The following is a 13,556-nucleotide window of genomic DNA, read 5'->3' as shown; positions in this document are numbered from 1 at the left end:
CAAATAAAGAAATAAAAACCTGTTAATAAGTTAATTAAGAAGGATTCCCATTTAGTTGGTCCATATAATTTTTAGGTGTTGTTCCAAATTCTTCCTGAAAGCATTTGGAGAAATAAGATGCATTCGCATACCCAACCATATACATCACCTCAGCGACGGTGAACTTCCGTTGGCGCAACAGTAATGCCGCCTTTTTCATCCTTACTGTCCGGATATAGGTTACCGGCGTATGTCCTGTCAATTGTTTTATTTTTCGATACAGCTGCTTCGCACTTACACCTGCCTCATCAGCTAGCCTTTGCACCGAAAAATCGGAATCGTCCATCGCATCTTCGATAACCCGTGTTATTTTATTCAACAATTGCTCGTCGGGTGATACAGCAATCTGTTGTTCGCGAGGTTCACACAGTTCATCTATACGCAGCTTGGTTTGTAATGTCGTCTTTTTCAAGAGCAGTTGCTGCATCTGTAACTTCAACAACTCCAAATCAAATGGTTTCTGGACGAAGGCATCTACGCCCGCCGCAATCCCCGCACGTTGAAGCTGTTCGTCACGCACAGCCGTCAATAGAATGACCGGAATAATAGCGGTGTCGGTCCGCTTACGCAATTGCCGTACCATTTCCAGGCCGTCCATTCTGGGCATAATGGCATCGGACACGATCATATCAGGTTTAAAAGAATGATCTATTAAATCAATTGCTGCCCGCCCATCTACCACGGTTCGGCAATCATATATATTTTCAAAAGCCAACCGTAAAAAAGATGACAACTCTTCATTATCCTCTACGATCAGCAGCTTTTTTCTCTCCTTTTCGACTTCTTCATCACTTGGCATCACGTAGGCGCTACTTACCGGTATCTCCATAGTCACGGTGGTTCCTTCCATCCACTGCGAATCGAGTTCCACCGTCCAGCCCAGTTGTCCCGCATAATTGCGAACTAGATAAAGACCTACTCCCGTTCCATCAATGGCTTGCACCTCGTCTGCCGTTGCCCGGTAGAATTTACTAAATACATAAGGTAAATCCTTTTTCTTTATACCGATTCCATTGTCCCGAATAGTAAAGACAATACCCTTTTCACTACGTCCCAGATACAGTTCCACTATGGCTCCCTCCGACTTACTATATTTACAAGCATTAGAAAGCAAGTTGTTCAACATAGATTCTAGCTTAGCTGCATCCGTTTGGATAAGGAAGCTGGGGATATCCGACACCAATCGCCATTCCATATGCTTATACAAGTCCAGCTGCTTCCATTCGTTTAAACAACGTTCTACAAAAGCCGTTATATCCAGCTGCGAGGTAATCAATTCGCCCACGTCTGAACGATCATCTATCTTTTCAAACGTCATCACCTCCTGAATCAGATTATTAATTTTCATCGCATTCCGATGCACGCCGTCCAATAACTTTTTATTATCTGGGTTTTTGGTTTTCAGCATCAGTTGACTGACAGGTGCCAAGATCAGGCTTAATGGATTTTTGAGATCGTGCGATACCGCCGTTAGGAAATCCATCTTCATCCGAGAAAGCTCCATGACTTTCTTTCGCTCCCTCCGTTCCCATTTCAGCTTGTTTCGCACCCGAAAAAAGTTTAATATCCACAGGAGGAGTCCCAGCATCGCTAACGCATAAATCACCTTTGCCCAAACCGTTGCATACCAGGGATAGTTAACCTTAATCTCGTAAAGCGAAATTTCAGAAATAACCTGTCCCAACATATCGATCTTCGCTACCTGCAAGGTATAATCACCCGATTGCAGGTTGCTAAGCTGTATCCTGTTGTCATCCTGCTCCAGCGGTATCCAGGTTTCATTCGGTGCCTTAAATGCATACGCCAAGCGATGCCCCAGCTGATTTCCATAATCCAGGTCGGAAAACTCCAGTCGAAGGTTATTCTGCTGATGTTCTAGCACAATCTCATGGCGGTAGCGCAAGCCATACCCACTAGCCCCAAAACGCTCATTGTTGATATACATTGCGGTAAGTACGATAGTCGATGCAGACCTTGGTTGCTCGGTAGGTCCCATAGCCGGCAGTACCACCACTTCGTTGATCCCGCCCAGCAAAACATCCTTCGTATCTGTCCGGTAAAATAGGGTTGTGACACCGCCTCCATAGCGTACTAATACGCTGTGGAAGGTTTTCTTATGTATCTTCCAAACGCCTACATTATTGGCTATCCAAAGGTGGTCTCCTACATCTTCCATCGCAGTCACTTCTCCCTTTCCATGCGGATCAAACGCAATCGATTCTTTGTTCCCATCCTTAGCTATACGCAGCAGCCTGCCATGTTCCCCTACCCAAACCGTTCCTTCCGCATCGATCAGCATAAATACCGCATCCGATATCGCCTTGCCATCTACACCCTTAATCTCCGCTATTTGCCTGGTATGTACATCAATGACATTTATACCTCTGTTGTAGAAGAGTACCCACATCCGATCTTGATGATCCAGCAAAACCTGATTCGCAAAATTAGCTAACAGTCCGCGTGACTGATCATAACTTTCGCCGATAACATACCCATTGGTTGCCTTTTTTAAACTTTCTTTCGGAACGACGAAAACCCCTCCCATATAGGTTGCCACCCACAGGTTTCCTTTTCTATCCTCCTCGAGGTCATAGGCCCATTTCGCATTTTTCTGCCCACTACGGTCCACAATCATAAAACTTTTAAATGATTTTGTCTGTGGATAGAACAAGCTCACTCCACCGTCTGATGCTACCCATAGCATACCCTCCCGATCCTCATAGATATCCCGTACCCGATTGTGGGGTAACGCATATTTTGCGGCATCCATACGATACCAATAGGATTCGGTTTCACTTTCGTCGAAAGTCGGCGTCCGTATCAATCCATTATCACCGCCAAGCCAGTACCACCCTGACCGATCCCGCCAGATCTGATAAAATTTATTGCCATTGCTGCTACGCGTAAACTGGTAGATCGGAAATTTTCTTTCCCGCCATCTTTCCGTCCATCCTGAAAAGCCTAAGTCCGTCCCGACCCATACATCGCCTGTCCGACTGGTAAAAACACTCCATATAATATTGTTTGCCAGGGAAAACGGGTTTCGCGCGTCGTGCTTTATGCGTTGCAATTTCTGTTGTTGCGGACCGTAAACGAAGAGGCCGTCATCGGTACCAATCAGTAGCGTTTCCGCATCACGCTTCGTCATGGACTTCACGGGGAGTTTTTGTAAATGCGGCGTTTTGAGCAGTTTTACGTTGTCATCCGCATAAATGTACAACCCATATTCCGTGCCGATATAGATATGTTCTTGATCAAAAACCAAGATAGCGTTAATAAATTGATTCGCCCCTTTCCGGTATTCCGGAAGCACGAGTTGCCGAACAGCAGCTGTCTTCGGCGTTACTTCAAAAAGTCCGTTATAGGTTCCAACAAGAATTTTGTCCCCCTGTTGGGCTAGGGCATAAATTTGACTTGTCAATTCCGATTTCAACTTTTCCGTAAAGCTGGAAAAAGTTTTTTGTTTGATATCATACGTATACAGGCCTTTCAAAGATCCTATCCATAAGGTATCGCCAACCAGCAATAAGGCCCTGACGTCCGAAACATCAACCATAGGCAGGTCTTCATAACAATCTTTTTTATAATTGTATAGGCCAACACCCCGTTCGGTACCTAATGCCAATCGGCTATCATCCAACACGACAATGCTATAAATATACGTTTGGTATTCAGATTTTCCGCCCGGTGCCGCATGCAACGTATAGCCATCATAATGATACAACCCATTATTGCTTCCTAGCCATAACAAACCCAGACTATCTTGTGCAAAAGCATGTACCGTACTGGCTTTTGCATCCAACGGTACGTTGCGAAAATAATGGAACTCAACCGCTAACGCCGGCGTAGTAGAGATACTAACCAGCCAACACGTCAAGAAAAGTATATAATTATGCATTTGTTCCCATTCGTATCAATTTCCCTCATTCGCCAGATTCACTAAATAACGTAAAGTGATGTCGAGCGGTGCGTCTTTTAACAGCACCCTATTTTTCTCGTCCAATAAAAAGATCGAGGGATAAGCCCGTATATTATACAGCCCATTGTTTATAACCTGCCCCTGTTCATCCCAGCCATTGATCCAGCTATCGGGTATTCGTTTTTGATATCCCATCCAGCTCCCCCTATCTGGGTGCAAACTTACCGATACAACATCTAAAAAACCATTTTCAATGCAATTAATTACAACGGGAGTTTGTGCCAGATCCTGCATCACAGCTGCACAGTGGGTGCATGTCGGATCGTAAAATACCAGCATTTTATACCGTTTGGTGCCAGCATGCATACGCCGGTATTTCCCATCTTTAGCTAAAAACTCGAAATCTGCTGCGACCGTTCTGACCTGATTCTTACGAACGTGTTCCAACAGCGTCGTGTAGTGGCTTCGCTGCTCGTCTGATAGGGTTTCATCCCCTGCAAGATAGATCAATACCAGCTCGTAATACCCTTCATTTCGCATCGGCGAATTGGGGCTGTATAGATAGTGGCTATATCTATCCAAAAAATAAGTGAAGGTTTTAGGTTCCGCAGCGGCCTTCTTTAGCATATTATGTATAGCCACACGCACGACGGTATCGGGTACCGTGGGGAACAGTATTATAAAATCTACTAATTTCTGCTCTGCATGGTTCGAATTTACCACCAGCACCCTTCCGTCAAAATTAAAGTCATTCCAATAGGTAAGCAAGCGCCTAGCAGGGAGTGAGTTCATGATCTCGTTATCTGTCGTGTCCCCCTGCAACATACTACCCTGTCTCGAGTTGCTACACGAAATCTCCATCAGCAGGAGGACCATTGCCCAGTAAAAGCCACCCCTATGTAGCGAAATTGAATTCATAATTTAGCAAAATTTCGGTTATTAAGATAGTGATTTATTTGCAATTACGCAATTTTTTCGCAATTCCACCTTCCCGTTACCAGCACTGTCGTGTTGTAACAAAACAAATCGGGGACGTTTTATCTTTGCGTCCCCGATTTCTATTCCATTTCGATCCTAAAACGATAATCGCCCGTATACGGGTTTTCAGCCATCATACTTTCCGCGATGATACACATGCCAAGGGTTACCAACTATGTGTCAAAAAGCTTCTTAAATCCATGGCAACAATTCCTTCTATGGAGTTTCCTGAGAAGGCATCCATTGTAACGACTATTTTAGGATAGTTATCCTTAATTTTTTGCAAGTTACCAAATTCTCTTTCGATCGTTTTCTCCTCATAAAGCGACAGCGCAACCTGGATATACATTTTCTCCCCTTTTTTTTCTGCGATAAAATCAATCTCGTTATTACCCAAAACACCTACTTCAACTGTATAGCCTCTTATCAACAGGTAGTTATATACTGCATTTTCCAAGATCTTGCCTCTATCCTCCGGCCTGTAGCCCCACAGTGCATTTCGAATCCCTAAGTTTTCGAAATAGTATTTCTCTCCAATTTCAAAAAGTCGCTTTCCTTCTATATCATATCGCTTTACCTGGTGAATCAGAAATGCATTGGTGAGATGCTGTATATACAATTGCACCTGATTAGCCGCAATATTTACTTTTTGTGATTTAAGAAAATCACTAATTTTTTTTGCCGAAAAGATACTTCCAATATTCGAAGCGAGAAAGAAGACCAACTGTTCCAAAAACACTGTATTTCGAACAGCATAACGATTAATTACGTCTCGAAACACAATAGTAGAGTAAATATTTTTGAGATATTCGAAAATAACATCGTCTTCCAACGGCAAGTGCTTCAAATAAGGTAATCCCCCGTATTTGAGGTACTTATCCAATGATTCGTTATTATCTTCCAACTGGTGAAATACCAAAAACTCCTCGTATGACAAACTATATACATTGATTTCTATCGATCTGCCGCTCAACTGCCCCGCAACATCGCCGGAGAGCAAATTAGCATTGCTTCCTGTGCAATATAAGTCTAAAGCTTCATCCAACAATAATGATCGAAGTGCTGCTTCGAAGTTTTCGATATCTTGGATCTCATCAATAAACACATAAGTCTTATGCTGGTGTGATTTATTTTGTAAAACGTAATTATTTAAGTCGTCGGCATTTTTAATACCTGCAAATCTTAAATCTTCCTTATTGATATAGATAATTTTAGCGTCGGCATCCTGTCTGGTAATTTGTTCGATCAGTTGAAATAATAAATAGCTTTTTCCAACTCGGCGCTGGCCAATAAAAACTTTAATGAGATTTTTTCCAATAAAGGGCGCTACACGGTCGAGATATATAGGACGAGGAATACTATGAGGCGACACCATATACGATTATACTTTAAAATTTCATTAAAAATACAAAAAGTTATAATCATAACTACAACTTTTTGTAAAAAAACAGAAACTTAAAGTTATAGATAGCTTTAATATTAGGTATTACTCCATTTCGATCCTAAAACGATAGTCGCCCGTATACGGGTTTTCAGCCATCATACTTTCCGCGATGATCACCTGATAAGTTCCTACCTGATCGAAACGGGCTTCATACGTTTTTCCGAATGGGCCATCCATTTCCCCATCAGGCATCCGTAATTGGTTAATACGGATATTCCCCGAGTCACTCGGTGTCGAAAGTGTCATCTTCACGAAAGACGGTTCCTGAATTTCGAAAGAAATCGTATCCTTTTCGCCCAACACTTTATTTCGTTGGAATTCCAACGGTTTGTTCTTTGCCGGAACCTCATATTCCATCACGTCCTTCACCACTGTTTCTACGTTTTTATCGCTTTGGGACGAGTGGCACCCCGCTGCAATCAAGAGCGAGACGCCCAAAAGATGCACGCAATTTTTTGTTAATATCTTCATAAAAACAGAACTACACAACCCGCAAATTGTTTGGAAGATTGCAAATTGTACATTCGCCGAGGAAAAACACATAACAAATCACAATTTCGTAAAAAAACAGATATATTTGCTGTTCAAGACAATTAATAAAAAAGCGTTACATGGAGCTAGGTAAGGAAGAGCTGTCGGTATTTATAGCAAGGTTTAATCAAGCACTCAAGCGAGTGTTTCATGAACAACAAGACATCAATGAATTGAGTCATGACCGTGGTCTGCCACCTCAGGTATGGCGCGATATCATGGATACCCATCCCCTTGCTGTAGCGGTACCGACCGAATATGGTGGTCGTGGAGGCATTGTTAAAGAGTGTTTGAGCATTCTTTCCGCAGCGTCTTATGAGTCTCTTCCCCTGTCTCTCACATTTGGTATCAACATCGCTTTATTTTTAGAACCTCTTGCCAAATATGGTGACTGCAAAATCAAAGAAAAAATCTTTCCGGAATTCCTAACAGGACACCGTATGGGCGGGCTTATGATCACGGAGCCGGATTATGGAAGCGATGCGCTGAATATGCGGACTTCCTACCGTAGTGTAGACGAGGGCTATGCTGTCCGTGGGCGGAAACACTGGCAGGGATTGACTGGGCAAGCCGACTATTGGCTCGTAGCTGCCAGAAAAGAATTGGCGGATGGTGAACTAGCGCGAGATGTCGACTTTTTTGTCACCAACAATGCAGACCCCAACCAACGTATTACGGTAGAAAAGCTATACAGCAACCTCGGTTTATATATGATTCCGTACGGCATGAACGTGATTGACGTGGAAGTTCCTAGCTATCAACGTCTACAACCAGAAAGTACCGGCATCAAGATGATGTTGGATATCTTGCACCGAAGCCGATTGCAATTCCCGGGTATGGGTATGGGCTTTATTAAACGTATGCTGGATGAAGCACTTCAACATTGTACCACCCGTATGGTAGGCGCAGGGAATCTCTTAGCCTTAGACTCCGTACAATTTCAACTTTCGAGAATACAAACAGCTTTCACGATCTGTTCCGGTATGTGTGCCCGGAGCAGTGATATCAGCGGTATCGAACACAACTTAGCTACCGAAGGTCTCGAAGCCAACAGCATGAAAGCTTTGGTGACTGATTTGATGCAGGAGTCCGCACAGCTTTGCTTGCAGGTCTCCGGTGCTAATGGCTACAAAATTAGCCACATTGCCGGCAGGGGAATTGTCGACAGCAGGCCGTTCCAGATCTTCGAAGGATCGAACGAGATGCTTTACACACAAATCGCAGAAATCGTTTTAAAACGCATGAAGCGCCAAAAAGAAAGTTCCCTTTACCAATCGCTAGCTACTTTACCGCAAACCGAAAAAGCAGTTCCTCATTTTCGAGAGCATCTACAATTTACGTTGAGCGATAACTTGGTTCAACGAAAATTAGTCGATCTGGGAAAAATAATTGCCCGATTGGTCAATACACAATATGTGCTTGATCTGCAAGACAAAGGGTTCCGCAAGGATCTAGTTGAAAATTGTTTGTACAACATGCAGCTGGATGTCGCACAGTTAGCGTCCAATTTAACGCTCCGTAACCATGCAGAACTTGTTGTTGACTATCAAGACGAGAGTGACTGGCTTCATTTCTGTCCGTTACTTCCAGGCGAGCACAACCCGGCCTAATCCAAAGAATACGCGGCCATCTTTATCGTACCGAGCAGTATATACTACCGTGAAGGTACCATCCTCTTCCTCCACGGCACCCAGTGGTGTACGGGTGGCGTGGTCGCCGGCGTCTGCCCATAGATTGTTATCGGATTGTACTTTTAACCGCGTCTCTTTATCCCAATGAATACCATCTTTCGACTGGCTATATGCGATCTCATGATCACCAAAGGAATCAAAAATGGCGAGATAACCTCCTGATTTGAGTTCTGTGACCTGTACATTTTCGTTAAACTCCGGTGATATCGGTACGGGGTTATGCCCTTCGGGCATACGTGTCCAAGGACCATTTAGTGTAGGTGCAGTTGCCATCCCTAAAGGCCAATCTCCTCTTGGGACATGGTTGTGCCCATCGTAAAAAGCATACCATTTATTACCCACACGATAAGGATTGAATGCTGCGACAGCTTGCTGCCCCTCCCAAGATTGGCTATTTTTATCCGGCTGCAGGACAATTGCCATATCAACATATGGACCAGCTATACCGTCGATACCGGGAATGACAGATTTTGCCCGCCAGATACGTCCCTCATAATCGTTTGCTTCTATCTCTCCTTTTTCTTTGTCACCCGCTCTATAAGCTACGTAAAAGATATTCCAGGCATTTTCCTCATCGTTGAATTCAACACCCGTTACCCAGACTTCCGAACGCGGGTTAAAGGGCGTTCTACCCGGAATACTCTCCACAATGGTCGATTTTCGATTCCAGTTTATCGCATCGGTACTGGTCCAATAGGAGATTCGCATATCCCGATGTGGCCGGTCAAACATTTCATTGATGAACATATGGTAGGTGTCTCCCAATTTTACAAATTGACCGGTTTCAAACCCCGATTTATTCCCACTGGCAATGACGTCCGGGTGGCGGTGGTCAATGATGGGTCCCTCGTGTATCTCACGTACAATGAGTTCCTTTTGGTTTTGCGCAAAAGCGGCTAAACAAAGCGCATTTGCTATTAAGCAACCTACAATAACTAGTTTGCAAGGTGATGTCATACGGTATATAATGTTGTTATATAGCGAATATACCGTATATAAAACAGACTACTGTACTGTAGCGTCCTGATAAGTTAGATATCCCCCCGTAATAGGCCGACTGGCGCAAACCAGACTGATCAAAAATCTCTTTTCGCATGTTGGCAGTTAACTAGGCATCACTTTTGAATCTGTACTTTTTCAAATTTCACAAATGACCACGCAGTCTGTCGCTTTTCGTACCAAACTTTATAGGTGTGATTTGGTGGGACGGTGAAATTAAACGTTAGTTCCGTCTCGGCGTCGTTCTTCGGAATAAAAGTCGGAAGAAGGGAATCAGCAATCTCTTTGATTTGTTTATCGTTAAGCATACGTATATTTTAGTTCCTCGATTTCTTCCGTAGTAAGCTCGAGTATTTCGCAAATTTCTATTATTTTATAACTTCGCTACCTTTCTTATATCAAACCCAAATAAAATGCTTTGCATTCACGAACCGAATGTTAAATGAGTTCATGCATGCCGTTAAAATATACAAAAATGCATAATTCCTTAATATAAAAATTATTTTGAGTAATTTATTTTTATATAATCAAAATAGTCGCTTCCCAAATGACATCATTACGGTATACATGAAACTTTAATAAAAAACCCATCATTCTTACGATATACATGAAACTTTTGTTATTTTTAACAAAAATATACGGTATACATGAAACTTATAGATCGTCCCCTATATACGAACCGCATTATCCCATTTATCGATAAACCGGTAATAAAAGTGTTGACCGGGCAGAGGCGGGTTGGAAAAAGCTATGTTATGCTGCAACTGATGAACTATATCCGAGATAACGTTCAAGAAGCCAATATAGTCTATATTAATATGGAGATGGAGAACTTTGTTCACATCAAAAGTAACATCGAATTAAATGCATATCTAGAAGATAAGTGGATTCATGAAAAACCTAACTACTTTTTTATTGACGAAGTACAGGAAGTCACATCATTTGAACGCACACTACGCAGTTTACTTGCAAAAAGAACCTGTGATATATACTGTACGGGCAGTAATGCTAATATGCTATCTGGAGAATTAGCGACTCATCTTTCCGGAAGGTATGTCGCTTTCCATATCCACAGTTTAAATTATCAAGAATTCCTACTTTTTCATTCACTAGAAAATTCAACAGAAAACTTGTTAAAATATTTGAAATATGGAGGTATGCCCTTTTTGGCAAATATAGGTCTACAGGACAACGTCCCTTTTGAATATCTGCGAAATGTATATTCAACTATTCTGCTAAAAGACGTCGTAGCAAGAGAAAATATTCGCAACGTTTCTTTTTTGGAAAATTTAGTGGCTTACCTTTCAGATAATATTGGGGCGCTCTTCTCAGCAAGCAACATAAGTAAGTATTTGAAGTCTCAGCGTGTGGATATTTCACCACAATTGACGATCAATTATCTCAAAGCATTAGCAAATGCCTATTTTGTTCATAAAGTAGTTCGCTCAGAAATCGGAGGCTTAAAAATATTCGAGATCGGTGAAAAATATTATTTTGAAGATTTAGGTTTACGAAATGCAATCATTGGCTTCAACCAGCGAGCGGACCTGCATAAACTATTGGAAAACATCGTTTACCTCCATCTCATCCATCAAGGTTTCACGGTATACGTCGGTAAATTAGGTAACAGAGAGGTTGATTTCATGGGTGAACGAAATGGGGTAAAAATCTATGTTCAAGTCTGTTTAACGCTTATGCACGAAGACACTATAGTACGGGAGTTCGGAAATCTCAGAGAGATTGACGACAATTATCCAAAATATGTCATTACGTTCAACGATCCGATTCCAGGAGATAATTACGGTGGAATATTACAAAAAAACCTTATTGATTTTTTGATGATGGAGCTTTAACACAACTCAAAAGAAGATCACTTATTATGCAGAAACCTGGTTTCCTCCCTCGAAGTACTCTTTCAATCCAACAAAATTTTCGCTAACATGGAGGTAAACCTGGTTATCAAAATTTATAACAATCTCTTCGTCGAGAAAGATGTAAATACGCTCTCCCCCATAATTGTAGACATCATTCCAAGAAATATTTAGGATTGTATCCTTGAATGCTGATAGATCGGAAATAGACGGCACCTCTTTGTCATAATTATATCTTTTGGCCAACAGATTAAGCAACACATTAGCTTCGTTAATCAGTAAACTATTATTTTCCATTATACCGTTGTCTAATTGTACTGTTTTTGTTATACCTATCACATAAAATGAACGCGGAGGTAACAAAATAGTTTTAATAATTCTTTGAAAACAACGTTATACCCCATTCCACCAAGCGTCCAACATGGATCTATTTTCCGCTATCCATTGTTGGGCGGTTTCTTTTTGATTTGTGCTGGCTTCCATTCTGGTGAGGAGATCTGCCATCATTTCGCCATCAAAAAAAGCATGCTGGAAGAACCGGTAAACCTCCGGAAAATCTTTCTCAAAATCTTGTCGGGCAAACGTTTCTATATGTTCCACCTCACCATATATTTTCTTCGGATCTTCCAAAAACTTCAAGTCAAACCTTCCAAATAACCAGTGCGGTTGCCATGCCGTCACCACCACCCACCGCTTCTCCTGGATAGCCTTATTCAGTTCAGCTGCCATCGCCACCATAGACGAATTGAGCTGTCGGTAATTTAAGCCGTACTCCTGAATAACCGTGTCCGTATAAATAGCCATGCCGGTGCCTCTTTCTATGCCCATGATCTTTGCATCGAATTTATCGCTATTCGCATTCAGTTCTTCAATGGAGTTTATGTCCACGTAATCCGGTACAACGAGCCCCAACAGTGCCCCTTCATAATTTGTCGCTACGCTTTGAATCCGATGAAACGGTGCAATCTTATCGCCATGTGTTTTGGGGAGCCATACATTCATAAATATATCCGTATCCCCATTATCCATGGACGCTAATAGCAGATTCGGTGCTGCTTTGTGAATAACAATATGGTATCCTTTTTCCTTTAAATATTCCTGTGCGACTGTCGTCATGGCATTTCCTTCCGCCCAGCCTTCCACCATGCCCATGCTGATGCGCTTGGTCAGGCGGTCTCCACAGCCGAGCAGGCAGACACACGAGATGACGATCGCTATCCATTTTCTTCCGTTCATATATCTTCGTCCTTATTTAGATAAACCTTTATTACCAAAAGCCTGTGTGATACGATCCAGTATGATGGCCAATATCACGACAGACAAGCCGCTTTCAAACCCGAGACCGATATCCAGGTTATTGATTCCCTCCAGCACCTTTTCGCCCAATCCACCAGCAGCGATCATTCCGGCAATAACGACCATGGACAACGATAGCAGAATAGTCTGGTTAATACCGGTCAAAATTGTCTTCATCGCTAAGGGTAACTCCACCTTAAAAAGAATCTGTTTAGACGTCGCACCCAGCGAATGCGCCGCCTCCAACACATCTTTCGGCACCTGTTCAATACCTAAAGTTGTCAGGCGAACGGCCGGTGGCATCGCAAAAATAATGGTCGCAAATGCACCCGGCAGCTTTCCAATGCTGAAAAACAGCACCGCTGGAATCAAGTATACAAAAGCCGGCATCGTCTGCATCAGGTCCAATAGCGGACGGATAATGCGGTTGGCGGTCGGGCTTTTAGCCGCCCATATCCCCAACGGTACGGCAAAGACCAGCGCTATACATGTAGAAGCGAGAATAAGCGCCAGTGTTTGCATGGTTTCTTCCCAAAAACCCATCAAGTAGATCAGCGTAAAGCCCAGTATCGTAAATAGTGCAATACCCTTTCCCGCCTGCTTCCAGGCAACAAACGTAAATAACGCGATTATTATATAAAATGGCGTTTGCACAAAAACCCATTCCAAGCTTTCTATTCCCGTGTTTCCCGTTACCTTTATGAAATCAAAAAAAGGCCTTAGATTATCGGTAAGCCATTTCACAGCAACCGCAACATATTGTCCTATATCTATCGTTTTTTCCATCC

11 protein-coding genes are annotated in these 13,556 nt (G+C 42.6%); 2 read left to right on the top strand and 9 right to left on the bottom strand.

The genetic code is table 11. From position 1 onward, the window contains the following. Positions 1–34 precede the first annotated feature (34 nt). From H8B06_RS03310 to H8B06_RS03295, 4 genes are all read right to left on the bottom strand, one after another. Positions 35–3,937 carry a helix-turn-helix domain-containing protein gene (locus tag H8B06_RS03310; protein WP_190992874.1) on the bottom strand — a complete coding sequence of 1,301 codons (3,903 nt, stop codon included), beginning with the start codon at positions 3,935–3,937 and terminating at the stop codon, positions 35–37. A 15-nt stretch (positions 3,938–3,952) separates the two neighbouring features. Beyond that, entirely contained in the window at positions 3,953–4,876 is a 924-nt protein-coding gene (locus H8B06_RS03305) for a DUF5106 domain-containing protein (RefSeq protein WP_190992873.1), read from the bottom strand. Between the two features lie 226 nt (positions 4,877–5,102). Further along, positions 5,103–6,311 (bottom strand): ATP-binding protein, encoded by a 1,209-nt coding sequence (locus tag H8B06_RS03300; protein WP_190992871.1) that lies wholly within the window; start codon positions 6,309–6,311, stop codon positions 5,103–5,105. Between the two features lie 111 nt (positions 6,312–6,422). Then, positions 6,423–6,851 (bottom strand): hypothetical protein, encoded by a 429-nt coding sequence (locus H8B06_RS03295; protein WP_190992870.1) that lies wholly within the window; start codon positions 6,849–6,851, stop codon positions 6,423–6,425. Between the two features lie 140 nt (positions 6,852–6,991). Between H8B06_RS03295 and H8B06_RS03290 the strand changes: the two genes are divergently transcribed. Beyond that, positions 6,992–8,521 carry an acyl-CoA dehydrogenase family protein gene (locus tag H8B06_RS03290; protein WP_190992868.1) on the top strand — a complete coding sequence of 510 codons (1,530 nt, stop codon included), beginning with the start codon at positions 6,992–6,994 and terminating at the stop codon, positions 8,519–8,521. Here the strand turns inward: H8B06_RS03290 and H8B06_RS03285 are convergent. Next, complete coding sequence (locus H8B06_RS03285) at positions 8,492–9,559, bottom strand: glycoside hydrolase family protein (protein WP_190992867.1); 1,068 nt, start codon at positions 9,557–9,559, stop codon at positions 8,492–8,494. The two genes, H8B06_RS03290 and H8B06_RS03285, sit on opposite strands and share 30 nt — an antisense overlap. A 158-nt stretch (positions 9,560–9,717) precedes the next feature. Further along, positions 9,718–9,909: a hypothetical protein gene (locus tag H8B06_RS03280; protein ID WP_190992865.1), complete on the bottom strand. Its 192-nt coding sequence runs from the start codon at positions 9,907–9,909 to the stop codon at positions 9,718–9,720. Positions 9,910–10,248: 339 nt separating this feature from the next. Between H8B06_RS03280 and H8B06_RS03275 the strand changes: the two genes are divergently transcribed. Beyond that, entirely contained in the window at positions 10,249–11,454 is a 1,206-nt protein-coding gene (locus H8B06_RS03275; protein ID WP_190992864.1) for an ATP-binding protein, read from the top strand. Between the two features lie 24 nt (positions 11,455–11,478). Here H8B06_RS03275 and H8B06_RS03270 read toward each other — a convergent pair whose 3' ends face one another. The 3 genes from H8B06_RS03270 to H8B06_RS03260 all read right to left on the bottom strand — a co-directional run bounded on the left by H8B06_RS03270 (position 11,479) and on the right by H8B06_RS03260 (position 13,554). Next, a complete protein-coding gene (locus H8B06_RS03270; protein WP_190992863.1) occupies positions 11,479–11,769 on the bottom strand; it encodes a hypothetical protein in 291 nt (96 codons plus the stop codon). Positions 11,770–11,865: 96 nt separating this feature from the next. Then, positions 11,866–12,708 carry a glycine betaine ABC transporter substrate-binding protein gene (locus H8B06_RS03265; protein WP_190992862.1) on the bottom strand — a complete coding sequence of 281 codons (843 nt, stop codon included), beginning with the start codon at positions 12,706–12,708 and terminating at the stop codon, positions 11,866–11,868. A 12-nt stretch (positions 12,709–12,720) separates the two neighbouring features. After that, positions 12,721–13,554 (bottom strand): ABC transporter permease, encoded by an 834-nt coding sequence (locus H8B06_RS03260; protein WP_190992861.1) that lies wholly within the window; start codon positions 13,552–13,554, stop codon positions 12,721–12,723. Between the last annotated feature and the right edge of the window lie 2 nt (positions 13,555–13,556).

The sequence above is a fragment of the Sphingobacterium micropteri genome (assembly GCF_014692515.1).
Lineage (GTDB): Bacteria > Bacteroidota > Bacteroidia > Sphingobacteriales > Sphingobacteriaceae > Sphingobacterium > Sphingobacterium micropteri.
This window is presented reverse-complemented; position numbering and strand designations above follow the sequence as displayed.

What these genes read in the sequence shown, in the direction of transcription:
- H8B06_RS03310 (WP_190992874.1), bottom strand. Translation starts at nt 3,937, where the DNA reads ATGCATAATTATATACTTTTCTTGACGTGTTGGCTGGTTAGTATCTCT.
- H8B06_RS03305 (WP_190992873.1), bottom strand. Translation starts at nt 4,876, where the DNA reads ATGAATTCAATTTCGCTACATAGGGGTGGCTTTTACTGGGCAATGGTC.
- H8B06_RS03300 (WP_190992871.1), bottom strand. Translation starts at nt 6,311, where the DNA reads ATGGTGTCGCCTCATAGTATTCCTCGTCCTATATATCTCGACCGTGTA.
- H8B06_RS03295 (WP_190992870.1), bottom strand. Translation starts at nt 6,851, where the DNA reads ATGAAGATATTAACAAAAAATTGCGTGCATCTTTTGGGCGTCTCGCTC.
- H8B06_RS03290 (WP_190992868.1), top strand. Translation starts at nt 6,992, where the DNA reads ATGGAGCTAGGTAAGGAAGAGCTGTCGGTATTTATAGCAAGGTTTAAT.
- H8B06_RS03285 (WP_190992867.1), bottom strand. Translation starts at nt 9,559, where the DNA reads ATGACATCACCTTGCAAACTAGTTATTGTAGGTTGCTTAATAGCAAAT.
- H8B06_RS03280 (WP_190992865.1), bottom strand. Translation starts at nt 9,909, where the DNA reads ATGCTTAACGATAAACAAATCAAAGAGATTGCTGATTCCCTTCTTCCG.
- H8B06_RS03275 (WP_190992864.1), top strand. Translation starts at nt 10,249, where the DNA reads ATGAAACTTATAGATCGTCCCCTATATACGAACCGCATTATCCCATTT.
- H8B06_RS03270 (WP_190992863.1), bottom strand. Translation starts at nt 11,769, where the DNA reads ATGGAAAATAATAGTTTACTGATTAACGAAGCTAATGTGTTGCTTAAT.
- H8B06_RS03265 (WP_190992862.1), bottom strand. Translation starts at nt 12,708, where the DNA reads ATGAACGGAAGAAAATGGATAGCGATCGTCATCTCGTGTGTCTGCCTG.
- H8B06_RS03260 (WP_190992861.1), bottom strand. Translation starts at nt 13,554, where the DNA reads ATGGAAAAAACGATAGATATAGGACAATATGTTGCGGTTGCTGTGAAA.